This is a genomic window from Stenotrophomonas rhizophila (genome assembly GCF_000661955.1).
Taxonomy (GTDB): domain Bacteria; phylum Pseudomonadota; class Gammaproteobacteria; order Xanthomonadales; family Xanthomonadaceae; genus Stenotrophomonas; species Stenotrophomonas rhizophila.
This window is the reverse complement of sequence record NZ_CP007597.1, coordinates 3,205,234-3,232,044: the sequence shown is the minus strand read 5'-3', so window position 1 is coordinate 3,232,044 and position 26,811 is coordinate 3,205,234. Positions and strand designations below refer to the sequence as shown.

The 26,811-nt window shown below is 65.8% G+C and carries 20 protein-coding genes; 16 read left to right on the top strand and 4 right to left on the bottom strand.

Annotated features, from left to right (window positions below; all coding sequences use genetic code 11):
- The first annotated feature begins 429 nt into the window (after window positions 1-429).
- Window positions 430-1,581, top strand: a complete 1,152-nt coding sequence (locus DX03_RS20735) for an Abi family protein (protein ID WP_081797245.1) — start codon at window positions 430-432, stop codon at window positions 1,579-1,581.
- A gap of 1,105 nt (window positions 1,582-2,686) precedes the next feature.
- Window positions 2,687-2,989 (top strand): hypothetical protein, encoded by a 303-nt coding sequence (locus tag DX03_RS21200; RefSeq protein WP_038689663.1) that lies wholly within the window; start codon window positions 2,687-2,689, stop codon window positions 2,987-2,989.
- Window positions 2,990-3,031: 42 nt separating this feature from the next.
- Here the strand turns inward: DX03_RS21200 and DX03_RS13945 are convergent, their stop codons facing one another.
- Both DX03_RS13945 and DX03_RS13940 read right to left on the bottom strand, forming a co-directional pair.
- Window positions 3,032-4,342, bottom strand: coding sequence for a GGDEF domain-containing protein (locus tag DX03_RS13945; RefSeq protein ID WP_038689661.1), 1,311 nt, complete (start codon window positions 4,340-4,342; stop codon window positions 3,032-3,034).
- Entirely contained in the window at window positions 4,339-5,139 is an 801-nt protein-coding gene (locus tag DX03_RS13940; RefSeq protein ID WP_038689659.1) for an alpha/beta fold hydrolase, read from the bottom strand. The genes DX03_RS13945 and DX03_RS13940 overlap by 4 nt, the downstream gene beginning before the upstream one ends.
- 145 nt (window positions 5,140-5,284) lie before the next feature.
- Between DX03_RS13940 and DX03_RS13935 the strand changes: the two genes are divergently transcribed.
- The 6 genes from DX03_RS13935 to cyoD all read left to right on the top strand — a co-directional run bounded on the left by DX03_RS13935 (window position 5,285) and on the right by cyoD (window position 12,303).
- Window positions 5,285-6,289 carry a 2-hydroxyacid dehydrogenase gene (locus DX03_RS13935; protein ID WP_038689656.1) on the top strand — a complete coding sequence of 335 codons (1,005 nt, stop codon included), beginning with the start codon at window positions 5,285-5,287 and terminating at the stop codon, window positions 6,287-6,289.
- Between the two features lie 48 nt (window positions 6,290-6,337).
- A complete protein-coding gene (locus DX03_RS13930) occupies window positions 6,338-7,960 on the top strand; it encodes a lactate permease LctP family transporter (protein ID WP_038689654.1) in 1,623 nt (540 codons plus the stop codon).
- Window positions 7,961-8,226: 266 nt separating this feature from the next.
- The gene (gene cyoA, locus DX03_RS13925; RefSeq protein ID WP_038689652.1) at window positions 8,227-9,315 is read left to right on the top strand and encodes a ubiquinol oxidase subunit II; all 1,089 of its coding nucleotides are present in this window, start codon (window positions 8,227-8,229) and stop codon (window positions 9,313-9,315) included.
- Between the two features lie 8 nt (window positions 9,316-9,323).
- Window positions 9,324-11,321, top strand: a complete 1,998-nt coding sequence (cyoB, locus tag DX03_RS13920) for a cytochrome o ubiquinol oxidase subunit I (protein ID WP_038692409.1) — start codon at window positions 9,324-9,326, stop codon at window positions 11,319-11,321.
- Window positions 11,318-11,959, top strand: coding sequence for a cytochrome o ubiquinol oxidase subunit III (gene cyoC, locus DX03_RS13915; protein WP_038689650.1), 642 nt, complete (start codon window positions 11,318-11,320; stop codon window positions 11,957-11,959). The genes cyoB and cyoC overlap by 4 nt, the downstream gene beginning before the upstream one ends.
- Window positions 11,959-12,303, top strand: a complete 345-nt coding sequence (gene cyoD, locus DX03_RS13910) for a cytochrome o ubiquinol oxidase subunit IV (protein ID WP_038689648.1) — start codon at window positions 11,959-11,961, stop codon at window positions 12,301-12,303. The genes cyoC and cyoD overlap by 1 nt, the downstream gene beginning before the upstream one ends.
- A gap of 927 nt (window positions 12,304-13,230) precedes the next feature.
- Here the strand turns inward: cyoD and DX03_RS13905 are convergent.
- A complete protein-coding gene (locus tag DX03_RS13905; RefSeq protein ID WP_038689646.1) occupies window positions 13,231-15,294 on the bottom strand; it encodes a putative bifunctional diguanylate cyclase/phosphodiesterase in 2,064 nt (687 codons plus the stop codon).
- Window positions 15,295-15,445: 151 nt separating this feature from the next.
- Between DX03_RS13905 and radA the strand changes: the two genes are divergently transcribed.
- The 4 genes from radA (at window position 15,446) to DX03_RS13885 (ending at window position 21,694) form a co-directional block, all read left to right on the top strand.
- Window positions 15,446-16,828, top strand: a complete 1,383-nt coding sequence (gene radA, locus DX03_RS13900) for a DNA repair protein RadA (RefSeq protein ID WP_038692408.1) — start codon at window positions 15,446-15,448, stop codon at window positions 16,826-16,828.
- Window positions 16,829-16,955: 127 nt separating this feature from the next.
- Entirely contained in the window at window positions 16,956-18,812 is a 1,857-nt protein-coding gene (locus DX03_RS13895) for an ATP-binding protein (RefSeq protein ID WP_038689643.1), read from the top strand.
- A 45-nt stretch (window positions 18,813-18,857) separates the two neighbouring features.
- On the top strand, window positions 18,858-21,164 hold the full coding sequence (locus DX03_RS13890; RefSeq protein ID WP_038689641.1) for a tetratricopeptide repeat protein: 2,307 nt from the start codon (window positions 18,858-18,860) through the stop codon (window positions 21,162-21,164).
- 59 nt (window positions 21,165-21,223) lie between these two features.
- Window positions 21,224-21,694 (top strand): hypothetical protein, encoded by a 471-nt coding sequence (locus DX03_RS13885; protein ID WP_038689639.1) that lies wholly within the window; start codon window positions 21,224-21,226, stop codon window positions 21,692-21,694.
- Between the two features lie 179 nt (window positions 21,695-21,873).
- Here DX03_RS13885 and DX03_RS13880 read toward each other — a convergent pair whose 3' ends face one another.
- Window positions 21,874-22,668, bottom strand: coding sequence for a cytochrome C assembly family protein (locus DX03_RS13880; RefSeq protein WP_038689637.1), 795 nt, complete (start codon window positions 22,666-22,668; stop codon window positions 21,874-21,876).
- A 131-nt stretch (window positions 22,669-22,799) separates the two neighbouring features.
- Between DX03_RS13880 and ffh the strand changes: the two genes are divergently transcribed.
- From ffh to DX03_RS13860, 4 genes are all read left to right on the top strand, one after another.
- A complete protein-coding gene (ffh, locus tag DX03_RS13875) occupies window positions 22,800-24,179 on the top strand; it encodes a signal recognition particle protein (protein WP_038689636.1) in 1,380 nt (459 codons plus the stop codon).
- A gap of 149 nt (window positions 24,180-24,328) precedes the next feature.
- Window positions 24,329-24,763 (top strand): hypothetical protein, encoded by a 435-nt coding sequence (locus tag DX03_RS13870; RefSeq protein WP_141057214.1) that lies wholly within the window; start codon window positions 24,329-24,331, stop codon window positions 24,761-24,763.
- Window positions 24,764-24,838: 75 nt separating this feature from the next.
- A complete protein-coding gene (locus tag DX03_RS13865; RefSeq protein ID WP_038692407.1) occupies window positions 24,839-25,915 on the top strand; it encodes an NAD(P)H-dependent flavin oxidoreductase in 1,077 nt (358 codons plus the stop codon).
- A complete protein-coding gene (locus DX03_RS13860) occupies window positions 25,912-26,718 on the top strand; it encodes an aminotransferase class IV family protein (RefSeq protein ID WP_038689632.1) in 807 nt (268 codons plus the stop codon). The genes DX03_RS13865 and DX03_RS13860 overlap by 4 nt, the downstream gene beginning before the upstream one ends.
- The last annotated feature ends 93 nt before the right edge of the window (window positions 26,719-26,811 follow it).

Genomic DNA, 26,811 nt, shown 5'->3' with positions numbered 1-26,811 from the left:
GGCCTCCAGGTGCCCGAGTAGTTGGCCCATGCATTGTCTAGCAGGCCCAGAGTCCTTTGACAGAATCAGGCCCATGATTCGGCCCAAGGTTGCTCCCATCAGTGGCATCACGGCCAAGGTGGAAACCGCCGGCAATCGGTGCCCGGTCTTACTGGTGGAGGAAGCGCGCAGGCGGTAGAAGGGGCGGAAGGTTCTCTCTTTCGATGCCACCTAGGCCGTCTGAAGACAGAGTCGTAATCAAGCCGTGCGTAGAGGCTATTTCGTGACTCCTGCTTCCCACAGGATGCCTTCGTGTGGCTCGATGTTGGGGCAAGTTGACTGTTAGGGATACTTAACGTAAAATTCTTTCCAACAGAGCCAAATCCCCTCCTGACTAAGTGTCAGTGACGGTTTGGCCTTTTTTTTGTCTGAAAATCGGATCACTAGGACGTGACAGAATACAGCACCCCTGCCGCCACGGCAAAGCCATTCAGGGACTACCCCGACCTCGTCGACCTCTTGGAGGCGCGAGGCATGATTGTCGAGGACAAGGATAGGGCGATTCGGAAGATTGCCCAAGTAGGCTACTACCGCCTGTCGGGGTACTGGCATCCTTCTCGACGATTCCACATAGAACGTCGGGAAGGGAAACGCATTTCCCATCGTTTTGATGATTTTCAGCAGAATACTTCGTTCGATGCCGTGTTCCAGTTCTACCTTATGGACAAGTCACTCCGTATTCTTATGACGGATGCTCTTGAGCGCATTGAGGTCCATCTGAGGACGATCATTGCGCATGAGCTGGGACGGCATGACCCCTTGGCGCATCTTGATCGTTCCAGTGTGATTCGATCGGCTCTGGCGGTCCGAGAGGGTACTCCTGCGGGAACGTTATCATTGCATTCGGCATGGCTAGCGCGGCACGAAAAATTGATAGCCCAGAGTCATGAGGACAGCATCCGTTCGCATGTTGAAGCCAATAAACCCATACCGGTGTGGGTGGCCAGCGAAGCATGGGACTTCGGCGCAGTTTCAAAGCTGTACAGTATGTTGACTCCGAGTCATCAGGACAGCATCTGCGAACGTCTGGATATCGTGGAGCGGAATGTCGTCGATAACTGGCTTATCAACTTGAATGTTGTCCGGAATCGGTGCGCTCATCACGCGCGGCTGTGCAACCGGCCGAACCCCCGCACGCTCATGCTGCCTCGGCGTGGATACTTCAATGAGCTCAATCTGGATCTGCGCGCAAAGGGCCGATTCTACGGACTGATCGCGGTTGTGTGGTACCTGTTGAAGAGGATTGGGCCAAGTTCAGACTGGTTGGCAAAAGTTGCGGACGTAATGGATTCGATGCCGAGATTGCCCGGTCTCACGTTAAAGTCGATGGGCTTTCCTGATGATCATTTTCCAAGGGGCAGGTTTCCAATTACGTCACGTCCGGTCTTGGTGGAGCCGACACTGGGGGAAGTCTGTTCTGCGACGATGGATGCGTTCGCGGCTTCACGGGAATTAATCCTGGCATTCCCGGACAATCACGACTCATCTGAAATGCGGAGGCGTTTTGCGGACGGTATGCTGGACTTAATTGTAGATATCTGAGCTCTTTATGGTGTGGGTGTTTCCCGTTGAAGCCGTTTGTCGTTCCCTGCAGGGTGGTGCTGTTGGGTCGATACCGTGAGAAGACACCGTACTCGGCGTCTTTCTGGAGCATTTGATAAAATATTGCAACGGGCTTTAAGTGCTTTTGTCCTAGCTCATAGCTTTTGATATTGCGTTTGTTGATGATTTCAATGCCGCAGTCGCTATTGGTAAATTTTCACAATACGAATGGTGGAGTTGTAGTGTTCTCAAGTTCAGCCTGTAAGTGGAATCCTGGTTTATAGGGGGCTTTAGCTGGAAAATCGCTAAAGCCTGCTGGGTGGATGGATGGTTGCCAACGTGCTCGCTGACGTACACAGTGATTGAAGTTCTTTGAAGGATGTGCGGGGTTTTTTGGGGAGGACCGGGCTGCAGTTGGTGTATCGCCCCGCTTGTAAGAACTGAAGGAGCAACATGCTTCGAGGCCGCGCATTGAATGGCCTGATCAACCGGGTCAAGGATTGAAGCAATACTGACGGTGCTTCGAAACGGGGGCGTCTCATGTTCGTCAAACAACTGTTGACCGTAGCCGTACTGGTGATACTTGCCACATCGTGCAGAACCCACGTCGCTGCTGTTCAGGGCGAAACAACGCTCCGCGGGGTTATGACGGTGTACGTGGGTGGGCACGGATTGGGATCGGTACAGGCCCTTTCGGGCGAGTGCGTTGATCTTGCTCTACCCAAGAATGTCCTACGCAGATCCGCTGCCTGGGATGGACAGGCCGTGGTACTCACCGGGGCCATGGATTTTCGGCCGCGGTCTCTGAATCTTCTGTGGCACGACATCAGGGACAGGCGCATTGAAGGCGGTGGATGCTCCGACGACGTCCTGTATGTGCAGACCATCGAGGCACTGCGGTGACTAGGGGGCGATCTTCAATAGCCCTCTATCCAAGCGCCGATGGCGGCGCGCTGTTTTGCCTGGTTCCTGAGGTTTGGTCACGAACGCTACAGGCGTATGGCAATGCCGATGCCGCCAGGAAGCGGTTCGCAGAGACCGACCTTCCGTTCCCCCGGCCCACATGCTGCGATCCCGCTTCTCAAGCCCTGCATCGAACACCCACATGCGCCAAACCACCCGCATCACCTTCGCCACCGCCACCGCCACCGCCGCGATGATCCTGCTCACCGCCTGCGGCAAACCCGCGCCGGACTCGGCCGCTGCCAGGGCCGCCGCGCGCCGCATTGCGGATGAGAAAGTCCGCGCCTGCGCGCTTGCCAAGACCGGCAGCGAAACGGGCATGACCTTCATCAGCGACGCGCGTTCGGACACGGCCTGGTCGTACGAGTACGAAGGCGATGGCCGGTTGTGCATGGTGTGGGTGGGGGATGACGGAAAGGTCGAAATCGATCCGCTCGAGAACTGAGGCCTGCGCGACCCGTGCAGGTGATGGTCGCGACTGATCAGCCTACGCTGCCATGCTCACCCGGTTACGTCCGGCTGTCTTCGCCTGGTAAAGCGCCTCATCCGCACGGGCCACCAGGTCCTCCAGCAGCGTCGCATCGCAGCCCGGCAGCGCTTCGCCCACCGCACCGCCCACGCTCACCGACACCGCAATGCGGGTGCCGCCCACGGTGATCGGCTCGGCGGCAATCGCATTGCGCAGGCGCTCGGCGGCGGCGGGCACTTCATCGATCACAGGCGCCGACAGCAGTGCAATGAACTCCTCACCGCCGAACCGCGCGAACAGGTCGCGGTCGCGCAGCGCGTCGCGGCAGCGCCGGGCCACGATCTTGAGCACTTCATCGCCCACCGGATGGCCGTGCGTGTCGTTGATCGCCTTGAAATGATCCACGTCGACCATGAGCACCGCCACCGAATGTCCGCTGGCTTCGCGGGCGGCGATGATCTGTGCGGAACGCTCCTCGAAATGACGTCGGTTGGGAACGCCGGTCAACGGATCCGACGACGCCAGACGGCGCAGTTCGGCGGCCATCAACAGGTCGGCGGTGACGTCGGTGAACAACCAGATGCGGCCGTACTCGCCGTTGCCGCGCACCGGGTGGGTGTCCACTTCGAAGGTGCGTTCGCCGAACGTCCAGTTCAACGTGGCGGCGAAGTTGACGTTGCCCATCTGCGCGGCATAGGCCTGTTCCAGCTCGGCGTGGTTGTCGCTGCGCAGGCGCAAGGCTCGCATCGGGCCAGCCAGGTCGGCGGCGCGGTGGTTGCCTGCGGCACAGCTCAGCAGCGCGGCAGCGTGCTCATTGATCACCGCGCCCACGCCATCGCCGTCGATCAACACGATGCCGGCCGGCACGCTTTCCACCAGATCGATGAACTGATTGTGCGCGATGAGCTGGCGGGTGGCTTCGCGTCGCGCGGAGAGAAGTCCGGCCACGCTGCTGGACAGCAATGGCAGCTGGGCCGTGATCCCCTCGGCAGGCGCTTGGTGTTTCCAGAGCAGCAACAGGCCGCTGTGCGGGCTGCCCACCGACGGGGCCGGCACGTACAGCAGCTGGGTGGGCGGACCCTGCAAGGTCTGCAGGATGGCCGTCGGCAGGCGGAAGCCGGTCGCGTCCACGGGTTGGCCCTGCCAGGCGCGCTCGAGAATGCCGCTGCGCGCCAGGTTGAAGCCGGACAGTGGCAACGTGGGCGATCCGGTCGACCACGTCGAACGGCCCTGCGCATCCAGTTCAACGGCCAGGGCCAGGTCTGCGTGGGTGGTGAGCCGGGCGAAGCCGCACAGGGCGGCAAGCGCCTCGCTGCTGGGCGCGTTCAAGGCGCCGTCTCGATCAATCGCCGTTCCAGGATGCGTGTCACTTCGTCGGCGGCGGTCATATGCGGCAGGTGCCCGGACGCATCGATGATGTCCAGCGTTGCACCGTCGATGGTATCGGCCAGCCACTGGGCCACCTCGACCGGAACCGCCATGTCCACCGCGGTCTGGATCACGTGCACCGGCATGGACAACTGCGGCGCCAGCGTGCGCATGTCCGAAGTGAAAATGGTGCGGGAGGTGTTGAGCGCGATGTCCGGCTGCATCTGGAACAGGGTGCGCGAGAAATCCGCGAGCACGCGGTTGTCCTCGACGCCCACCACCATGGGCGCGAACCCGGCCACCCAGGCCTGGTAATTGGCCTGCATGCTCTCGAACAGGTTGTCCAGGTCCTGCGGCTTGAAGCCGCCGGTGTAGCCGTCATCGTCGAGGTAGCGCGGCGAAGCGCCGATGGTCACGACGCGTTCGAACAGTTCCGGGCGTGCAACCGCGGCGGCCGCCCCGATCATGCCGCTCATCGAGTGCCCGACATACGTAAATCGGTGCAGGTCGAGCTCGTCGACGATATCGAGCAGATCGTCGGCATAGCCGAACATCGCGCCATGCCGGTCGAAATCGTAGGTGTCCGCGCCGTTGGGACCGCAGCCGGCGAGATCAAACGAGATCACGTCGAACCGTTGGTCGAACCAGGGCCGCAATGCCGTCCACGCGGTCTGGTCGGTGCCGAAGCCGTGGGAGAGGATGACGACCTCGTTGCCCTGACCGCTGCGGCGGCCGTTGAAGCGCTCAAAACTGCCCAAGTACGTTTACCCATGGCGTTTCCCAAGGGGCGAATACTAGGGCAGGTGGGCAGCCGGGTCCATGGTGGGGGCCGGTATCTGCCGCGTGTTTCCGTGTGTCATCGAGGAGCGGTATGGTGGGGCTGGAATTCCCGGAGAGCCCGTCATGCGAACTGCCGTCTTCAGCGCCCGGCCCTACGACCGCCGCTTCCTCGAGGAGGCCACCCAGCGTGCCGATGCGGCCCGGCCGGTGGAGTTCCTTTACTTCGATGCCACGCTGGACGTGCATACCGCAGCGTTGGCGCAGGACTGCGAGGCGGTCTGCGTCTTCGTCAACGACCGTCTGGACGCGCCGGTGCTGCAGGCGCTCCACGCCCTGGGCGTGCGCGCGCTCCTGCTGCGCTGTGCCGGCTTCAACAACGTGGACCTCGCCATGGCCGGGCAGCTGGGCTTCTTCGTGGCGCGGGTGCCGGCGTATTCGCCCGAGGCGGTGGCCGAGCACGCATTGGCGCTGGTCATGACGCTCAACCGGCACACCCACCGCGCCTACAACCGGGTACGCGAAGGCAACTTCATGCTCGACGGGCTGCTCGGGCGCACGCTCTACGGCAAGACGGTGGGCATCGTGGGCACCGGCAAGATCGGCCTGGCCACGGCGCGTATCTTCAAGGGCATGGGCTGCACCGTGCTCGGCCACGATCCGTACCCGTCGTCCGCGCTCGATGCGATCGGCACGTACGTCGCGCTTGACGAGCTGCTGGCGCGCGCGGACATCGTGTCGCTGCATTGCCCGCTGACACCGGACACCCACCACCTGATCAACGCCACCTCGCTGGCGCGGATGAAGCCCGGCGCGATGCTGGTCAACACCTCGCGAGGTGGACTGGTCGATACCCACGCGGTGATTGGTGCGCTAAAGGCGCGGCAGCTGGGGCACCTGGCCATCGACGTGTACGAGCAGGAAAGCGCGCTGTTCTTCCAGGACCGCTCCGGGGAGATCATCGATGACGACGCCTTCCAGCGCCTGATGACCTTCCCCAATGTGCTGGTCACCGGGCACCAGGGCTTCTTCACCGTGGAGGCGCTGCAGGAAATTTCCGAGATCACCCTGCGCAACCTGGGGGATTTCGCCGCTGGCCGGCCGTGTCCCAATGCGGTGCCGCTGCCCTGATCCACGCGTACCGCTGTTCCCCGTCTTTTCCCACCGCAGGGGCTGACCATGTGGCATCAGAACTACGATCCGCTCGGCAATGCGAACCTCTCGGCGCTGCTGGCCGCGCTGCCGGTGCTGGTGTTCCTGCTGGCGCTCACCGTGCTTCGCCTCAAGGGCCTCACCGCCGCGCTGCTGGCGGTGCTGGTCTCGGCCCTGGTGTCGTCGCTGGTGTTCGGCATGCCGCTGGACACCCTGCTCGGGGCGGCGTTGCTCGGCATCGCCAACGGCGTATTCCCGATCAGCTTCATCGTGCTGATGGCGGTCTGGCTGTACAAACTGGCCATCCGCAGCGGTAAGTTCGAGGTGATCCGCGGCAGCATCGCGACCATTTCCGAGGACCAGCGCATCCAGGTGCTGCTGATCGCGTTCTGTTTTGGCGGCTTCCTCGAAGGCGCCGCCGGTTTCGGCGTGCCGATCGCGATCTGCGCCGCGCTGCTGGTTGAACTGGGCTTCCGCCCCCTGAAGGCGGCCATGCTGTGCCTGGTCGCCAACGGCGCGGCCGGTGCCTACGGCGCGATCGGCATTCCGGTGCTGGTGGGTGCGCAGCAGGGTGGGGTGGGGCTGGGCGAGATGTCGCAGATGCTGATCCCGCTGGTTCAGCTCTGCGCGCTGCTGCTGCCGGCGGTGCTGGTGCTGCTGCTGGACGGCTGGCGCGGGGTGCGCGAGACCTGGCCGGTGCTGCTGGTGGTCGGCGGCGTGTTCAGTGGCAGCCAGACGCTCGTGCTGTACCTGCTGGGGCCCGAACTGGTGGATATCATCGGGCCGCTGGCCGCGATGGGTAGCCTGGCCGCCTTCATGCAGGTCTGGCGCCCGCGCCGGATCTACCGCGAGGCGCAGGCGCCGCCGGTGTCCAGCCAGCGCTGGACGCTGCGGCAGGTGCTGCTGGCCTGGTCGCCGTTCTACATTCTCACCGCCACCATCCTGGTCTGGAGCCTGCCGGCGTTCAAGGCGTTGTTCGCCGCCGATGGCGCGCTTGGGTCCACGGTGCTGCACCTGCCGGTCAGCCTGCTCCACCAGCGCGTGCAGGAATTGCCGCCGCTGGTGGCCGCCGCGCACACGCTGCCGGCGGTCTGGACCGTGGGCTGGCTCAACGCCTCGGGCACCGCGATCCTGATTGCCGCGCTGCTTACGGTGGTGCTGTCGCCGAAGCTGGGCCTGCGCGCGGCCGGCGAGGAACTGGCCCAGTCCGGCCGGGAGATGTGGAAGCCGCTGGCCACCGTGGCGCTGGTGATGGCCGTGGCCTACATCACCAATTACTCGGGGGCCTCGTCCACGATCGGGCTGGCGCTGGCCCAGGCCGGCGGGGTGTTCCCGGCGCTGGCGCCGGTGATCGGCTGGACGGGCGTGTTCATCACCGGCTCGGTGGTCAACAGCAACACCCTGTTCGCCCACCTGCAGGCGGTCACTGCTGCGCAGATCGGGGTCAGCCCGGCGCTGCTGGTGGCCGCCAACACCGCCGGCGGGGTGATGGCCAAGCTGGTGTCGCCGCAGTCGATCGCCATCGCGGCCGCGGCGGTGAAGCTGGTGGGCCAGGAATCGGCGATCATGCGCACCACCCTGGCGGTGAGCCTGGCGCTGCTCGGCTATGTCTGCCTGTGCACGCTGCTGCTGTCGTGGCTGCTCGGGTGACGGGCAGGGCATTCATGTCTATACATGAACGTGTTGGCGTGCTGAATCGGGCGTATTGCCCGCACTGCGACAACGTGTCGCAGCCAAAACGGGGCTTTCCTGCGCTGGATCATTGTCAATGCCTTTCTTAAATGATGCATGACGGCCTAAAATTAGAGGGCTGACATGATCGTCCCCTGTGCCTGTCCCCCTGGACCGGCACAACCGGCCTTTGGCCGGGACGGGGCGCGCTTGAGCTGGCATTCCCTACGCAATTGGATCGACCGATGATTCCGTTGAAACCCCTTGGACGCTATTTGCGTCCGGGCCTGCTGTTCGCGTTGTCCGTGTTCCTGACGGGCTGCAACTCGGCCATCCTCAACCCCAAGGGCCAGATCGGCCACGATGAGAAGACGCTGCTGATCACGGCTACCGTGCTGATGCTGCTGGTCGTCGTGCCGGTCATCATCATGACCCTGACCTTCGCCTGGAAGTACCGCGCGACCAACACCAAGGCCCGTTATGAGCCGAAGTGGTCGCACTCCACCGCGATCGAAGTGGTGGTGTGGTCGATCCCGTGCATGATCGTGCTGGTGCTGGCCGTGCTGACCTGGCGTTCCTCGCACGCGCTGGACCCGTACCGTCCGCTGGAGTCGGACAAGAAGCCGGTGGTGATCGAAGCCATCTCGCTCGACTGGAAGTGGCTGTTCATCTATCCGGAAGAGAAGATCGCCACGGTCAACGAGATCACGTTCCCGGTCGATACCCCGCTGAACTTCAAGATCACGTCCGATTCGGTGATGAATGCCTTCTTCATCCCGCACCTGGGCAGCATGATCTACTCGATGACGGCCATGGAGACCAAACTCCACCTGATCGCCAACGAGACCGGTGAGTTCCCGGGCATGTCCTCGCACTACAGCGGCGCGGGCTTCAGCAAGATGCATTTCAGCGCCCATTCGGTGACGGATGCGCAGTACCAGCAGTGGCTGGCCAAGGTCCGCGCCGACGCGGCGACCCTGGACAAGACCGCGTTCAATGCGCTGGTGGCCGAAAAGAACCACGACTGGCACCCGGTGACGTACTTCGGTACCGCCGAAGCCGGCCTGTTCGACTGGGTCATCGCCAAGCACATGGGCGACAACCAGCACTACGGCATGAAGCACGACCACAACGCGATGGGCCATGACGGCGCCGCGGGCGAAAGCCACGCCGGCCACGACATGCCTGCCGCTGCGAGTCCTGCCCCGGCGGACGTGCACGCCGACGACACGCACGCGGCGCACGCCGCGGGTGCTGACGCCGAGCACGCCGAACACACTGCAGACGAGCATGCCGCCGCCGGTCACACCGGCCACGCAGGCTCGGGAGAATAAGCATGAATCTGTTGGGTAAACTGACATTTGCCGACATCCCGCACGATCCGATCATCATCACCACGTTGATCGGTGCTGGTATCGGTGGCCTGCTGGTGCTGGCCCTGATCACCAAGTTCAAGCTGTGGGGCTATCTCTGGAAAGAGTGGTTCACCTCGGTGGACCACAAGAAGATCGGCGTGATGTACCTGGTCATCGCCTTCGTCATGCTGCTGCGCGGCTTCGCCGACGCGATCATGATGCGTGTGCAGCAGGCCATGGCTGCCGGCGGTAATGAAGGCATTCTGCCCCCGCATCACTACGACCAGATCTTCACCGCCCACGGCGTGATCATGATCTTCTTCGTGGCGATGCCGCTGATCACCGGCCTGATGAACGTTGTCGTGCCGCTGCAGATCGGCGCACGCGACGTGGCCTTCCCGTTCGTCAACTCGCTCAGCTTCTGGCTGTTCGTGGCGGGCGCGGGCCTGGTGATGATCTCGCTGGGCGTCGGTGAGTTCGCGCAGACCGGTTGGCTGGCCTTCCCGCCGTTGTCGGGCAAGGAATACAGTCCAGGGGTAGGTGTCGACTACTACATCTGGGGCCTGCAGGTAGCAGGCCTGGGTACCACGCTGAGCGGCATCAACTTCTTCATCACCATCTTGAAGATGCGTACCCCGGGCATGAAGCTGATGCACATGCCGGTGTTCACCTGGACCGCGCTGGTCACCAACGTACTGATCATCGCTGCCTTCCCGGTGCTGACCGTCACCCTGGTGCTGTTGACCCTGGACCGTTACCTGGGCACGCACTTCTTCACCAATGACGGTGGCGGCAACGCCATGCTGTACATCAACCTGATCTGGATCTGGGGTCACCCGGAAGTCTATATCCTGGTGCTGCCGGCCTTCGGCGTGTTCTCCGAGGTCATCGCCACGTTCTCGCGCAAGGCGCTGTTCGGCTACAAGGGCATGGTCTACGCCACCGCCTGCATCGGCGTTCTGTCGTTCATCGTGTGGCTGCACCACTTCTTCACCATGGGCTCGGGTGCCAACGTCAATGCCTTCTTCGGCATAACGACGATGATCATCTCCATTCCCACCGGCGTGAAGATCTTCAACTGGCTGTTCACCATGTTCCGCGGTCGCGTGCAGTTCACCACGCCCGTGCTGTGGACCATCGGCTTCATGGTCACCTTCACCATCGGCGGCATGACCGGCGTGATGCTGGCGATTCCGGCCATCGACTTCGTGCTGCACAACAGCCTGTTCCTGATCGCCCACTTCCACAACGTCATCATCGGCGGCGTGGTGTTCGGCATGTTTGCCGGTATCACCTACTGGTGGCCGAAGATGTTCGGCTTCCGCCTCAATGAAACCTGGGGCAAGCGCGCGTTCTGGTGCTGGTTCATCGGCTTCTACGTGGCCTTCATGCCGCTGTACATCCTGGGCTTCATGGGCATGACCCGCCGCATGCAGAGCTACCCGAACCCGGAATACCAGCCGCTGCTGGTGATTGCGATGTTCGGTGCGTTCATCATCGGCGCCGGCATCCTGTGCCAGGTGATCCAGATCGCCGTGTCGATCCGCGACCGCAAGAAGACCGCCGACCTGACCGGCGACCCGTGGGATGCACGTACGCTGGAGTGGGAAACCTCTTCGCCGCCGTCGTTCTACAACTTCGGCTCGCTGCCGCGCGTTACCGAGCTGGACGAGTTCTGGGAACGCAAGCAGCGTGGTGAAGCGTGGGAGCGCCCGGCCAAGTACACCGACATCCACATGCCGCGCAACACCGGCACGGGCGTGGTGATCGGTGCCTTCAGCCTGGTCCTGGGCTTTGCGATGATCTGGCACATCTGGTGGCTGGCCATCGTCGGCATCGTCGGCATGATCGGTACCTTCATCTGGCGCACCTTCGACAAGGACACCGATTACTACGTGCCCGCCGCCGAAGTGGAGCGCATCGAAAATGAGCACCGTCGCCACCTGGTGGCGCAGGGCCTGGTGAAAGCGGAGCTGAAGGCATGAGCAGCACTACCTCCAACGCCATGAACCATGGGCACGCCGCGCACGCGGCGGCCCACGGCCATGATGATCACGAGCACCACGACACCGGCGGCAATACCGTCTTCGGTTTCTGGGTGTACCTGATGAGCGACTGCCTCATCTTCGCCAGCCTGTTTGCCACCTACATCGTGTTGTCCGGTGGCACCAACGGTGGCCCGGGCCCGAAGGATCTGTTCGACCTGACCTTCGTTGCCTGGGAAACCACGCTGCTGCTGGTCTCTTCGCTGACCTTCGGCCTGGGCATGATTGCCCTGCACAAGCACAAGGTGGGCCAGATGTACCTCTGGCTGGGCCTGACCTGGCTGTTGGGCTTCGGCTTCATGGTCATGGAAGTGTGGGAGTTCAACCACCTCATCCATGAGGGCTTCGGTCCGGACCACAGTGCGTTCCTGTCGGCGTTCTTCGCGCTGGTGGGCACCCACGGCCTGCACGTCAGTGCCGGTCTGCTGTGGCTGCTGATCATGTTCATCCAGATCAAGCAGAACGGCCTGACCCCGACCAACAAGACCCGTATGGCGTGCCTGAGCCTGTTCTGGCACTTCCTGGACCTGATCTGGATCGGCGTGTTCTCCGTCGTCTACCTGAAGGGAGCGCTGTAATGTCCGCACACGACAACCACGCACACGACCATGGTGCCGGCGGCGAAAGCCACGGCAGCGTCAAGTCGTACCTGGTCGGCTTCGCGCTGGCCGCGATCCTGACGATCATCCCGTTCTGGCTGGTGATGCACGGCAACCTGCCGACCTTCACCACCGGCGTGATCATCGTGATCGCCGCGGTGCTGCAGATCCTGGTGCACCTGGTGTTCTTCCTGCACTTGAACCGCTCGTCGGAGCAGCGCTGGAACGTCAGCGCGGCGGCCTTCACCGTGGTGGTGATCGGCATCATCGTCGCCGGCTCGCTGTGGGTCATGCACAACATGAACGTGCACATGATGCACTGACGTCCTCGCGACGTTGCTGCACGGAGAAAGGCCGCCTTCGGGCGGCCTTTCTGCGTCTGGCACCCGCCGAGGTGGGGTCGGTTCCCAAACGACTGCCGATATCCCGTCCACACCCGACGAACGCATGGCAATTATCGCGGCCACGCACGGTCACCGCAGAGCCGGCATCGTTCAATCGTAGGGCAGGACCTGCGCCGTTCAACGGTCATGTCGCCACCGCACGTTGCACCGTTACCGGCAGTCGACCAAGGTTCGACCCTACCGGCAATCTGGCACCCGCCGAGGTAGGGTCGGTTCCCAAACGACTGCCGATATCCCGTCCACACCCGGCGAACGCATGACAATCATCGCGGCCGCGCACCGCAACGGCAGAGCCGGCGTCGTTCAATGGCACGGCAGAGCCCGCGCCGTTCAACGATCATGTCGCCACCGCGCGTTGCACCGTTACCGGCAGTCGACCAAGGTTCGACCCTACCGGCAATCTGGCACCCGCCGAGGTAGGGTCGGTTCCCAAACGACTGCCGATATCCCGTCCGCGCCCGGCGAACGCATGACAACCATCGCGGCCGGGCACGGCAAGGGCAGGGCCTGCGGCGTTCAATGGCACGGAAGGGCCTGCGTCGTTCAACGGTCATGTCGCCACCGCGCGTTGCACCGTTACCGGCAGTCGACCAAGGTTCGACCCTACCGGCAATCTGGCACCCGCCGAGGTAGGGTCGGTTCCCAAACGACCGCCGATATCCCGTCCACACCCGACGAACGCATGGCAATCATCGCGGCCACGCACGGTCACCGCAGAGCCGGCATCGTTCAATCGTAGGGCAGGACCTGCGTCGTTCAATGGTCATGTCGCCACCGCACGTTGCACCGTTACCGGCAGTCGATCAAAGGTTCGACCCTACCGGCGGACGCGGTGCGTGCGGTCTCCTACGCCGCCTGTGCCAGGCGCAGGAACGCGTCGGCGGCCACCGGCCGACCCAGGTGGTATCCCTGCAGCATGTCGCAACCGAGGTCGCTCAGGTACTGGCGCTGGCCATCGGTCTCCACGCCTTCGGCGACGATCTGCAGCTGCAGCGAACGCCCCAGCGCGATGATCGAGGACACGATCGCGGCGTCTTCGGCGTTGTCTTCCAGGTCGCGCACGAACGCACGGTCGATCTTCAGTTCCGTGGCCGGCATGCGCTTGAGGTAGAGCAGGCTGGAATAGCCCGTGCCGAAATCGTCGATGGAGATGTTCACGCCCATGTCGGTCAGGCCATGCAGGATCTGCAGGCTGGCTTCCACGTCCTTCATGGCGGTGGTTTCGGTGACTTCCAGGGTCAGGTGGCGCGGGTTCAGGGCGTGCTTTTCCAGCGTGCGCCGCACCGTTTCCAGCAGGGAACTTGAGGCGAACTGCAGCGGCGACAGGTTCACGGCCATCGACCAGTCCGGGTGGCCGGCATCGTGCCACTGCCGCAGCTGCGCGCAGGCCCGGTCCAGCACCCAGTCGCCCAGCGGCAGGATCAACCCGCTGCGTTCGGCCACCGGAATGAAGCTGTCCGGACTGAGCAGGCCCAGCTCCGGGTGCTGCCAGCGCACCAGGGCTTCGGCGCCAATCAGGGCCTGGCCATTGGCCGGGAATTTGGGCTGGTAGTGCAGCACCAGTTCGTCGCGCTGGATGGCACGGCGCAGTTCCTGCAGCAGCTTGAGCTGGCGGTTGGCGCTGACATGCATCGATTCGGTGAAGAAGGTATAGCCGTTCCGGCCCGAATCCTTGGTGTGGTACATCGCCGCGTCGGCATGGGCCATCAGCGCCCGCTCGTCGGTGGCATCGGCCGGGTACAGCGCGATGCCCAGGCTGGCGGTGACCTGCAGTTCCAGCGCATCGATGAGGAACGGCTCGGCCACGCAGGCGATGATGCGTTCGGCAACCACGGCGGCATCTTCGGGATCGTCCACCTGGAACACGATCACGAACTCATCCCCGCCCAGCCGCGCGAACGTGTCGTGGCTGCGCAGCAATGCACTTACGCGCTCGCTCATCTGGATCAGCAGCTTGTCGCCAAGCTGGTGGCCGTAGGCATCGTTGATGGCCTTGAAGCCGTCCAGGTCGCAGAACATCACCGCAAAGCTGAACTGCCGCCGCTGCGCCTTTTCGATGGCCTGTTCGATGCGGTCCTGCAGCAGCATGCGGTTGGGCAGCTGGGTCAGGGGGTCGTGCAGGGCAGCCTGCAGCAGCTTCTCGTTGGCGTGGGCCAGTGAATCGGCCAGCAGGCCGGTGCGGGTGCGCATCTGGCGGTCGAACACCGAGGCCAGCAGGGCGATGCCGAGCGTGGCCAGGGTGGTCACGATGACCAGCACTGCCAGCCACTTGCTGTCCAGCCCGTCGCCGATCACCGCGCCGCAGATGCTGCCGGCGGGGAAGTTCGCCGCCGCCATGCCGGTGTAGTGCATGCCCACGATGGCCAGCCCCATCACCACCGAGGCCATGCCACGCAGCAGCAGTGCACGGCGCTGTTCCAGCCGCAGCCGGAAGGCGATCCAGAGGGCTGCACCGGCCGCAACCACGGCAATCAGCAGCGACAGCGTGAACCAGAACGGGTCGTACTCGATGCCCGGCTGCATCTGCAGTGCGGCCATGCCCAGGTAATGCATGGCCGCGATGCCCAGGCCCATCAGTACCGCACCGGCGCACAGCCGCGCCCACGGCAGTGCCGGGCGCGAGACCAGCCACAGCGCGTAGGCCGACGCGCCCACCGATACCGCCAGCGAGAACAGGGTGATGCCCAGGTCGTAGCCCACCGGGATCGGCAGGTGGAAGGCCAGCATGCCGATGAAGTGCATCGACCAGATGCCCAGCCCCATCGCACCGGCGCCGCCGGCCAGCCACCAGCGGGCGACCCGCCCCTGGGTGCTGGCCAGCCGGCCGGCCATGTCCAGCGCGGTGTACGAGGCGAGGATGGCGACCAGCAGCGAGAACACGACAAGACTCTGGCTGTAGGTGCCGGTCATGGAAAAGCCTGGAAAAGAACGGAAGGGGCAGTCGCCCGCTGTGGTATCGGCATCGCCGGGAGGATCTTTAGCGATGGGGGTGAGGCGGCGTCTCGGTTGCTGCGACGCGGCTCGGCTATCCTGCCCGACAACCGATGAAGTGGAAGTGGACATGGCCAAGCGACTCACCGCGTACGTCTGCAGTGAATGTGGCGCCGAATACAGCAAGTGGCAGGGCCAGTGCAGCGAGTGCGGGGTCTGGAACGTGCTGACCGAGATCACCCTGGAAAGCGCGACCCCCGCCGGCAAGGCCTCGCCGGCGTCGCGCCGCTCGGGCTGGGCGGGCAAGGTCGACGCGCCCAAGATCATGGCGCTCAAGGACGTGCAGCAGACCGAACACCTGCGGGTGAGTACCTGCATCGGCGAGTTCGATCGCGTGCTCGGTGGTGGCCTGGTGGAGGGCGCGGTGATCCTGGTCGGCGGTGACCCGGGCATCGGCAAGTCCACGCTGCTGCTGCAGGCGGTGGCGAAGATGGCCGCCACCCTGCCGGTGCTGTACATCACCGGCGAGGAATCGCTGTCGCAGGTCGCCGGCCGTGCGGTGCGGCTGGATCTGCCGCTGGACAACGTCAACGCACTGGCCGAAACCCAGGTGGAAGCGATCCTGCAGCACGCCAGCGTGGCCCGGCCGAAGCTGATCGTGGCCGACTCCATCCAGACCCTGTGGACCGAATCGCTGACCGCCGCGCCCGGCTCGGTCAGCCAGGTCCGCGAGAGCGCCGCGCGGCTGGTGCGCTTCGCCAAGGAAACCGGCACCGCCGTGTTCCTGGTCGGCCATGTCACCAAGGAAGGTGGTATCGCCGGGCCGCGCGTGCTCGAGCACATGGTCGATGCGGTGCTGTACTTCGAAGGCGAGAGCGGCAGCCGCTTCCGCCTGCTGCGCGCGTTCAAGAACCGCTTCGGGGCGGTCAACGAACTGGGCGTGTTCGCGATGGGCGAGAAGGGCCTGAAGGAAGTCTCCAACCCGTCGGCGATCTTCCTGTCCGGCGGCAGCACCCAGCAGCCCGGCAGCTGCGTGATGGTCACCCGCGAGGGCACCCGGCCCCTGCTGGTGGAAGTGCAGGCGCTGGTGGACACCTCGCCGTTGTCCAACCCGCGCCGCGTCGCGGTGGGGCTGGAGCAGAACCGGCTGGCGATGCTGCTGGCGGTGCTGCACCGTCACGGCGGCGTGCTCACCGGCGACCAGGACGTGTTCGTGAACGTGGTGGGGGGCATCCGGGTGCAGGAAACCGCCGTGGATCTGCCGGTGCTGCTGGCAGTGCTGTCCTCGCTGCAGGACCGGCCGCTGGCCGAGAAGACCATTGCCTTTGGCGAGGTCGGCCTGTCGGGCGAGATCCGCCCGGTGCCCAACGGCGAAGATCGTCTGCGCGAAGCGGCCACCCATGGGTTCAAGCGCGCGATCGTGCCCAAGGCCAACGCGCCCAAGACCGGCAGCGTGAAGGGCATGGAGGTGATCGCGGTGGAGCGGCTGTCCGAGGCGATCGAGGCGATCTGAACGCGGTGTTTCCGAGGCACCCGCCGCGCAGGCAATGCGCGGCCGGGCTGTGCTAGTTTTCCTCCCCTGAAATCCTCGTTCCAGCGCGTATCCCGGCCGGGGTGCGCCCGCCAGAGAAAACGATTCCATGCAAGAGACTCCCCTGGATGTACAGGGCGCCAGCGAGATCCGTCGCGCGGGTGTCGACCTCAACGGATTGATGACTGTCCTTGGCAAGCATCTGTATTCCACCCCGGTGGTGGCACTGCGCGAACTGGTGCAGAACGCGCACGATTCGCTGGTGCGACGGCGCCTGGAACAGGCCGACTGGCAGGAGCCGGGCCGGATCGAGGTGCACGGCGATGCGGTCAGCGGCATCGTGCGCATCGTCGATACCGGCGCCGGGCTGACCCAGCAGGAAATCCACGATTACCTGGCCACGGTTGGCGTGGGCTATACCCGTGGCCTGCGCCAGGCCGGCGAGGACGACGAAGGCCTGATCGGCATGTTCGGGTTGGGCTTCCTGTCCGCGTTCGTGCTGGCGCGCCGGGTGACCGTGCGCACCACCTCCTACCAGCAGCCGATGCTGGGCCACTGCTATGTCTCCAGCAACGCCGAGCAGTACACGGTGTCCCCGATGCCGGCACGCGCGGTCGGCACCGAAGTGGTGCTGGAACTGCATGGCAGTTACGTGCACCTGGCGCAGGAGCAGAACCTGCGCGATATCCTCGGCCGCTATTGCGCGCTGCTGGGCGAGCCGATCCACATCGGCCAGGATGCGCGCGCGATCAACCCCGAGCCGCCGCCGTGGCGCCCGCAGGCCGGCGTGGTCATGCACCCGCTGCAGGCGCAGCGCCGCGGCCTGGAGTTCGCCGCGCACTTCGAGCGCAGCTTCGAGCCGATCGCCTGCATGCCGCTGCGCGCCGATGGCGGCAGCGATGCGGTGGGCCTGCTCTGGGTACAGGACGGCGCCACCTACGGCACCAGCGACAACCGCAATCTCTCGGTGTTCGTGCGCGGCATGCTGCTCGACGACGACGCACGCGACCTGCTGCCGCCCTGGGCCGGTTTCATCGGTGGTGTCATCGAATCCAGCCGGTTGACGCCTACCGCCAGCCGCGAGGACCTGCAGCGCGATGAAACCTACAGCGCAGTCCAGCACGCATTGGGCGAGGCGCTCATCGATGGGCTGGTGGAGATCGCACGGCAGCAGCCGGAGGCCTGGCGACGCATCCTGGTGCGGCACAACGAAGCGCTGCTGGGTGCCTCGCTGTGCGATGACCGCCTGTTCCAGTTGCTGCTCGAACACGTGCGCGTGCCAAGCTCGCAGGGCGACATCAAGGCAAGCGAACTGCCCTCGCGCGGTGCGGTCCACGTGATCCTGGACAACGGCGGCGGTTTCGAGGAAATGCTGTTCCGCGCGATGGGCGTGCCGGTGGCGCATGGCAACCGTTACGCGGTGGTGCCGTTCCTGCGCCGCTGGACCCAGGCCAAGGGCATGCGGCTGGTGGAGCTGGGCACCGAACAAGGCAACCGCGCGCTGTTCCGCACCGATACGCTGCCCGAGGCGGACATGGAGTGGCTGCAGACCCACCTGGGCGACGGTGAGCAATTGTTGCCGGCGCATTTCAGCCCGGCCGAACTGCCGGTGGTGGTGGTGCCCGACCGCGAGGCCGAGCTGAAACGCCGCCTGGAAGACGACGAAAACGACAAGCGTGTATCAATGGCCGCGCTGCGGCTGGCGCGCCAGTTCACCGCCCGGATCGTCGCGCGCGCACCCTCGCGCCTGTACCTCAACCTGGACAACGCCGCCGTGCAGGCGTTGCTGGCGGCGATGCGCGCCGGCAACCCGCAGGCCGCGTCCGCCGCGCGCCTGCTGCGCTCGCTGAAGGTGATCGTCAGCGCGCAGGGGCGCGCCCAGGACGGCGGCGCGGCCAGTAGCGACCTCAACCGCGCGTTCGGCGACATCGCCGATGCCTTGCAGCAGATGCTGCAGGCGCGCTGATATTCCCTTTCTTCATCATTACGCACTGCAGGACGACACGACCGCATGGATATCTGGAACTGGGTGGAAAAACTGCAGGACGATCTTGGCGAGGCCGGGCAGGCGCAGAGCGCACAACTGCTGACGCGCTTGACCGACGAAGTCTGCGAACTGCGCCTGGACCGTGTGGACGCCTTGCTGCCCGAAGCGCGTGCGTTGGGCAAAACGCTGGGCAATCCGTGGCTGGACGTGTTCGTCGGCCATTGGGACATGCGCAACCGCGTCGGCAACCGCCTGGAAGGCGAGTCGGCGCTGGGTGACGCCGTGGCGCTGTTCGAGCGCGCGCACCGTGCCGACACGGTGGAGTGCCCGCAGTCGATCTGCGTAACCCAGGACCTGGCGGCCTGTTACGGCAACATCGACGGCCCCGGCTGGGTGCCCGAGCGCATCGAGGTCTGCGAGGAAACGCTGGCGCGGATCGATCCGAGCTGGGCATGCTTCCAGTGCCTCAGCTGCGAGAAGGCCGATGCATTGCTGGACGACGGCAACAGCCAGGGCGCCCTGGATTACCTGGACGTGCAGGCCGGCACCGTGCTGGCGCATGGCGGCAAGGTGTACGACAGCTTCCCGGAAATGCGCATCAAGATCCTGCTCGCCAGCGGCCGCGCGGCCGAGGCGCTGGCATTGATCGACGCGCGCCAGGCCGAGGTGGATGCCGAGGGCGACTACGAGCCGGCAAACTGCACCATCCCGCGCAAACTGTCGCGCGCATGGGCGCTGGCGCAGCTGGGTCGCGATGAAGAAGCGCTGGAATCGCTGGTGCCATGGAACCAGTTGTCACCGAACTACCGCCGCATGTGGGCGCATACGGTGGCGCTGCTGGTGCGCAACGCACCCGAGCGCAACAGCTGGGACCTGGGCCGCCGGCTCAGCGCGACCCTGGCGCATTACGCAGCGGTCGGCGCGCATCGCTTCGTGATCGAGATTGCCGGACTGTGCGTGGACATGGCGCTGCAGCGTGGCGCGGTGTGGACCGCACGGCGCCACCTGGCGCTGGCCCGGGAGCACCTGGGCAGCCTGCGCCAGGACCGCGGTGCAAGCGAGGCCGTGGCCGCGATGGCCGCGCGCATCGATGCCGCCCCCGGCGCGGTGGCGTTGCCGGTGCCCGCCGAGGGCCTGCTGGACTGGCTGGTCGAACAGGGCGAGCAGGGCGAGGGGCGCGACCCCGAACGCGAGGCGCAGTGGTTGCTGCAGGGCGTGGAGCAGCGTTCCGACGACGCGGCGATGCTGGATGTCGCCGCCTCGGCGCTGAATGCCTGCGGTGCCGAGGATGACGCGATTGCGATGCTGTGGGCGTTCGTCGAGCGCCACGCGCATGAGGATGCTCCCCCGGCGTACTCCTTGATGGGCCTGCTGGTGCAGCGTGGCGACCAGGCTGGGCTGGATCGCCTGGCGCAGCATTATCAGGCGCGGGTGCCGGTGTTCGCACTGTGGTGCCAGGCGCAGATGGCGCACAAGCTCTCCGACTGGCCCGCGCTGGAGCAGGCGAGCAGCGCGCTGCTGGCACTTTCGCCGCAGTCGCATGGCGCCCGCAACCTGCTGGCGATGGCCCTGATGGCCATGCAGCGCTTCCAGGACGCGGCCGCGCAGTACCGCCACCTCACCGAGGTACTCGAAGAGCCGCGCAGCGCGCACTGGGACCACATGACCGCCGCCAGTGCCGCCCGCGACTGGGCCGCCGTGCGTGGTTCGGCAGCGGCCATCGGCATGGAACTGGAAAGCACCGATGGCCCGGTCGAGGAATCCTTCGGCTGGGTGATCATCCGCTGCGCGGACGGCGGCGAGCCGATCGAATACTATGCGCGCCGCACCGGCCCGGTCACCGCGCGCATTGTCGAGAACGCGCCGGCCAACCGCCGCCAGCGCGTGGATGACTGGGTGGTGTTCGACGCCGAACTGGTCCATCCGGCACCGGAGGACGAGCAGGAGCGCGAGCGCTTCATGCCTACCTACGCCGAAGTCCACCTGCTTCAGCGCGGTGGCTATGCAGGCAGCTGGCTGGTCGATGGCGTGCACCCCGGTGAAGACGCGTGGACCGCATTCTCCGAGGCCGTGGAGGCCCGGGGCTGGAAGCTGTGGACGCACAGCCCGGACGATTACCAGCTCACCGATGCCCAGGGCGACGATGCGCCGCTGCCGGGCGTGCTGTTCACCCTGGCGCAGCCGCTGGAACAGCCGCCGCTGGACCTGCACCGGTTCCTGCTCGAGGCCACCGCGCACTGGCCGCACCGGCTGTGCTGGCTGCGCCTGGCCGAGGCCTGTGGCCAGGACGAGCAGCGTCATGTGGACGTGATCGAGCGCTACGGTCTATAAGAGCCAGGCCGGGTGCGCCAGTGGGGCGCCTGGCCCATTCACAGGGAAGGGAACGGGATATGCGGACACGTGGTTGGAAAATGTGCGGTGGCATGGTGCTGATGGCGCTGTGCGTGCCGGTGGTACAGGCCGCGCCGGCCTGTAGCGATCCGGTGGCAGTGGGGCAGGCCTTCCTGAAGGCCAGTGCGGACGATTTCCTCGCCACCTCGCCGAGCGTGCTTACCCCCGGTTTCGCCCAACTGCTGGCGGCCGAACGCGAATGCCAGCGGGTGGAAGAGGGTATCTGCCGGTTCGATAGCGATCCGTGGCTGGATGGGCAGGACGGTGAGATCGATGCGCCGCCGGTATTCACGGCCACGCCGTCGAAGCAGGCCACGCGCGTCACCGTGGAAGCGCGCTACCGGGTGTGGAAGGCCGCGCGGTTGACCCGCCTGACGCTGGTGCGCGCCGACGATGGCTGCTGGCGGGTGGATGACATGATCACCAACAGCGGGCAATCGCAGCGCGCCTTGTTGTCGGCGCCGCTGTAACCCATTGCCCGGGTCCCGCCCGGCAATGGGAACACCGGTAGTGCCGGGCTCTGCCCGGCAGCCCTGGATCAGCAGCCGGGCAGAGCCCGGCTCTACGAGGCAGCGCTGGATCAGCAGCCGGCCGTAGTGCCGGGCTCTGCCCGGCAACCCTGGATCATGCAGCCGGGCAGAGCCCGGCGCTACCTGGAATGGCCGAACACCAGTTCGATCACGAACTGGCTGCCGAAGAACGCCAGCAGCAGCAGCGCCATCGCGGTGAGGGTCCAGTGCACGGCCTTGGCGCCCCGCCAGCCGTACCGGCGGCGGCCGATCAGCAGCGTGCCGAACACGATCCACGACAGCACGCTGAGCACGGTCTTGTGCACCAGCTTCTGGGCCAGCAGGTCATCGACGAACAGCACGCCGGTGACCAGGGTCAGGGTGAGCAGCGCGAAGCCGACCGTGATCACCCGGAACAGCAGGGCTTCCAGGTCGGCCAGCGGCGGCAGGGCCCGCAGCCAGGGGCGGAAATCGCGGCGGCGCAGCGCACGTTCCTGCAGCCACAGCATGATCGCCAGCAGCGCGGCCACGCTCAGCGTGGCGTAGGCCAGCAGCGCCATCCACGCGTGCGTGGCCAGCTGCCAGCCCAGCGGCTTGCTCGGCTCGTGCCCATACCCGTGGTAAATGCACAGCACCGCTGCGGCCATCGGGAAGACCAGTACGCCCAGCGCGGCCATGCGCCCGCGCGCGGCCACCAGCGAGGTCAGCCAGGCCATGCCCAGGCCCACCAGCGACAGCGCGGCGAAGAAGTGCATGTCCGGGCCGCCGGTGGTGCGCATCGCCACCAGCACGTGGTAGCCGCCGTGCAGCAGCATGGCCGGCAGCGCCGGCCACAGCCAGGCAGGTGAGCGGATCGCGTCATCGCGGCTGACGGCGCGCACCAGCAGGGCGGTGGCGGTCAGGTACAGCAGGGTCGCGATGAGAACGATTGTCATCGTGGCAGTTTCGCATACCCCCGGGGTGCTGGCGATGCCTGCGGCCACGGGGCGCAGGTGCGGTCCGGGGTGCTTGGTGGACCCGCTATACTGTGCGTCTCTCTGTCTTTCGTTCTGAACAGGTTGCCTCCATGTTCGAGTCCCTGACCCAGCGCCTCTCCGGCACCATCGAGCGGCTGCGTGGCCGCGGTCGCCTCACCGAGGAAAACATCCGCGAGGCCACCCGTGAAGTGCGCATCGCGCTGCTCGAAGCCGACGTCGCCCTGCCGGTCGTGCAGGCGCTGGTCGAGCGCATCAAGGTGCGCGCCGTCGGCCAGGAAGTGCTCAAGTCGCTGACCCCCGGCCAGGCGCTGATCAAGGTCGTGCGCGACGAGCTGACCACGGTCATGGGCTCGGCAGCGTCGGACCTCAACCTCAACGTGCCGGCCCCGGCGATCATCCTGATGGCCGGCCTGCAGGGTGCGGGCAAGACCACCACGGTGGCCAAGCTTGCCAAGCACCTGAAGGAAAAGCGCAAGAAGAAGGTGATGGTGGTGTCGGCCGACGTCTACCGTCCGGCCGCGATCGAGCAGCTCAAGACCCTGGCCGACCAGGTGGGCGTGCTGTTCTTTGCCTCCAGTGCCGACCAGAAGCCCGAAGCGATCGTGCGCGCGGCCATCGATGACGCACGCAAGTCGTTCGCCGATGTGCTGATCGTCGATACCGCCGGCCGCCTGGCCATCGACGACGCCATGATGGCCGAGATCAAGGCGCTGCACGCAGCGGTCAACCCGGCCGAAACCCTGTTCGTGGTCGACGCCATGACCGGCCAGGACGCGGCCAACACCGCCAAGGCCTTCGGCGAAGCGCTGCCGCTGACCGGCGTGGTGCTGACCAAGACCGACGGTGACGCCCGTGGCGGTGCCGCACTGAGCGTGCGCTACATCACCGGCAAGCCGATCAAGTTCGTCGGCGTCAGCGAAAAGCCCGACGGCCTGGACGTGTTCCACCCCGACCGTATCGCCAGCCGCATCCTGGACATGGGCGACGTGCTGTCGCTGGTGGAGCAGGTCGAGCAGCAGGTCGACAAGGACAAGGCCCAGAAGCTGGCCGAGAAGGTCGCCAAGGGCAAGAAGTTCGACCTGAACGACATGCGCGACCAGCTCGAGCAGATGCAGAACATGGGCGGCATTGGTGGCCTGATGGACAAGCTGCCGGGCCTGGGCAACATTCCCGAGCACCTCAAGCAACAGGTCAGCCAGGGCAAGGAAGTGCCGCGCATGATCGCCATCATCAACTCGATGACCAAGAAGGAACGCCGCAACCCGGGCCTGCTCAACGGCTCGCGCCGTGCCCGCATCGCGCGCGGTTCCGGCCTGACTCCGGCCGACGTCAACAAGCTCATGAAGCAGTTCCAGCAGATGGAAAAGATGATGAGCAAGATGGCCGGTGGCGGCATGAAGGGCATGATGCGCAGCATGAAGGGGATGATGGGGGCCATGGGCGGCCGCGGCGGCCTGCCGTTCCGCTGAGCACCCTGTGCGCGGAAGGCCTGCGGGCCCCGCGCGCCTCTGCTTCAACGTAATGTCCGCATGCGTCATCGGCCTGCGCGGTTGCCTCTTGCCAGCGTCTTGGCCGGGTGATTGACTAACCCGCTGTTGAACCTCTCAAAGGAATGCCCGTGAACAAGTCGATCGTGGTGGTGGCGCTGGTCCTGGCGCTGGCCGCCTGCAAGGACGACACGTCGATGTCGCAGAAGGCAGGCAGTGCCATCAGCGGCACCGCCGCCGATTTCGTCGCCGGCCTGGGCGAGGGCGTGGACAAGCGCATGAGCGTGACGCTGCAGACCGACCCCGGTCTGGCCGCGCGCGGCCTGACCGTGACCCAGGGCAAGAGCCGTGGCATGGGCTCCAAGGACGCGGCGGTGTACGTGGTGGCCGACAAGCCGTTCAAGGGCAAGCTGGTGGCACGCGCGCTGGATGCCGAGGGCACCGAGATCGGTCGGGCCGTGGTCGAAGAGGAATTCGCCGCCGACGACGCGCGCTATGTGACCTTCACCTTCAACGAAGAAATGGACAGCCAGCTGGTCCGCACCTACGCGGTGTCGGCGCGCTGAATCCTGCCGGCGTGCATGCCGGGCAGGGCGGTGCGGCGTATGCTGGCCGGGTCTGACCCTACAGGTGTGCCGCGCGTGAGTCTTTCGCCGATCCTCGAACGCGCCGACAGTTTCTGTCGGCGTTTTGCCTTGAAGGCCCCGATCCTGCTCGCCCCGATGGCCGGCGCCTGCCCGGTGCCGCTGTCGGCCGCGCTGGCCACCGCCGGCAGCATTGGCGCGATGGGGGCGGTGTTGTCGCAGCCGCAGGACATCGTGGCGTGGATGGACGATTTCCGCGCGCAGTCCAACGGCCCGGCCCAGGTCAATGTGTGGGTACCCGACGCGCCGCCGCAGCGCGATGCGCAGGCCGAGGCCGCCACGCGCGCATTCCTGGCGCAGTGGGGGCCGGAGGTGCCAGCCAGTGCCGCCGATGCCGGCCCGGCCGATTTCGATGCGCAGTTCGATGCGCTGATCGCCGCGCGTCCGGCGGTGGCCTCGACCATCATGGGTGTGTTGAACGCCGGCCAGGTGCAGCGTCTGAAGGACGCCGGCATCGCCTGGTTCGCCTGCGCCACCACCTTGTCCGAAGCATTGGCCGCGCAGGCCGCCGGTGCCGATGCCGTGGTCGCGCAGGGCTTTGAAGCGGGCGGCCATCGCGGCGCCTTCGAGCCGGACGCGGCTGAGCGCCAGCTGGTGGGGCTGTTCGCGCTGCTGCCGCGGCTGGCCGACAACCTGCAGGTGCCGGTAATCGCCGCCGGTGGCATTGCCGATGGGCGCGGCGTTGCGGCGGCGTTGCTGCTCGGTGCCAGTGCGGTGCAGGTGGGCACCGCCTTCCTGCGCACCCCCGAATGCGCGATCGACCCGGCCTGGTCGGAGGCGCTGGCCGCGGCCGAGCCGGAAGACACCTGGCCGACGCGGGCGTTCAGTGGCCGTCTTGGTCGCGGGCTGGCCACCGCCTACGTGCGTGCCGCTGCCGGTCCCGCCGCGCCGACGCCGCGGCCGTATCCGGTGCAGCGTGGGCTCAGTGCGCCGATGCGCGCGCAAGCCAACCGCGAGCACCGCATCGACGCCATGCAGGCCTGGGCCGGGCAATCGGCCTGGATGGCACCGGCGCGCCCGGCCACCGAGGTGCTGCAGCAGATGTGGTCCGACGCGCGGGCGCTGCTGGAATGACGCTGTATTGCAACGGCCAGCGCGCCAGCGTCGATGACCTTGCCGGCGCCTTGACCAACTACGGCCACTTCACCTCGCTGCAGGTGCGCGGTGGCGCGGTGCAGGGCCTGGACCTGCACCTGCAGCGTCTGCAGGAGGGCACCGAGGCCTTGTTCGGCACCGCGCTGGATGCGGCGCAGGTACAGGCCTGGATGCAGCACGCGCTGCACGCCGAAGGCCTGCGCGATGCCGCGTTGCGGGTGACGGTGTTCTCGCGTGCGTTCGATTTTCGCCAGCCGCTGCGCCCGGTCGCGGTGGATGTGCTGGTGGCCGTCGCCCCGCCAGTGTCGATGCCGGCCACGGCGCGGCGCGTGCGTTCGGTGGTGTACCAGCGCGAGCTGCCGCACCTCAAGCACGTAGGCACCTTCGCGCTGTTCGAACAGCGTCGCCGGGCGTTGCAGGACGGGTTCGATGATGCGGTCTTCGTCACCGACGACGGGCAGGTCAGCGAGGGCAGTACCTGGAACATCGCCTTCCTGCACGACGACCAGGTGGTGTGGCCGCAGGCGCCGGCCCTGCGCGGTACCCACGAGCGGCTGCTGCAGGCCGGGTTCGCAGCGGCGCAGCAGCAGGTGCGCCCGGTGGCGCTGGCCGAGCTGGACCGGTTCAGTGGTGCCATCGCCTGCAATTCGGCCGGGGTCTGGCCGATAGAAGCGATCGACGGGGTGGTCTTCGCCCGGTCCGAGATGTTCTGCCAGTGGGCCCGGGGCAGCCTGGAGGCCGCGCCCTGGCAGCCTCTGGGGGCCATCAGTAGCGCAGGTTAGCGCGCTATTCAGCTTGGCCGGTCTTCACAGGCTTGGAATGGCGGCAGGCCGCCGCTATAATCGCCGGCTTACCGCGCCATCCTGGCGACTGGG

Bases quoted from the DNA above. Each gene is read 5' to 3' on its own strand.
- DX03_RS21200 (WP_038689663.1), top strand. From the start codon at position 2,687: ATGCGCCAAACCACCCGCATCACCTTCGCCACCGCCACCGCCACCGCC.
- DX03_RS13935 (WP_038689656.1), top strand. From the start codon at position 5,285: ATGCGAACTGCCGTCTTCAGCGCCCGGCCCTACGACCGCCGCTTCCTC.
- DX03_RS13930 (WP_038689654.1), top strand. From the start codon at position 6,338: ATGTGGCATCAGAACTACGATCCGCTCGGCAATGCGAACCTCTCGGCG.
- cyoA (WP_038689652.1), top strand. From the start codon at position 8,227: ATGATTCCGTTGAAACCCCTTGGACGCTATTTGCGTCCGGGCCTGCTG.
- cyoC (WP_038689650.1), top strand. From the start codon at position 11,318: ATGAGCAGCACTACCTCCAACGCCATGAACCATGGGCACGCCGCGCAC.
- cyoD (WP_038689648.1), top strand. From the start codon at position 11,959: ATGTCCGCACACGACAACCACGCACACGACCATGGTGCCGGCGGCGAA.
- DX03_RS13905 (WP_038689646.1), bottom strand. From the start codon at position 15,294: ATGACCGGCACCTACAGCCAGAGTCTTGTCGTGTTCTCGCTGCTGGTC.
- radA (WP_038692408.1), top strand. From the start codon at position 15,446: ATGGCCAAGCGACTCACCGCGTACGTCTGCAGTGAATGTGGCGCCGAA.
- DX03_RS13895 (WP_038689643.1), top strand. From the start codon at position 16,956: ATGCAAGAGACTCCCCTGGATGTACAGGGCGCCAGCGAGATCCGTCGC.
- DX03_RS13890 (WP_038689641.1), top strand. From the start codon at position 18,858: ATGGATATCTGGAACTGGGTGGAAAAACTGCAGGACGATCTTGGCGAG.
- DX03_RS13885 (WP_038689639.1), top strand. From the start codon at position 21,224: ATGCGGACACGTGGTTGGAAAATGTGCGGTGGCATGGTGCTGATGGCG.
- DX03_RS13880 (WP_038689637.1), bottom strand. From the start codon at position 22,668: ATGACAATCGTTCTCATCGCGACCCTGCTGTACCTGACCGCCACCGCC.
- ffh (WP_038689636.1), top strand. From the start codon at position 22,800: ATGTTCGAGTCCCTGACCCAGCGCCTCTCCGGCACCATCGAGCGGCTG.
- DX03_RS13860 (WP_038689632.1), top strand. From the start codon at position 25,912: ATGACGCTGTATTGCAACGGCCAGCGCGCCAGCGTCGATGACCTTGCC.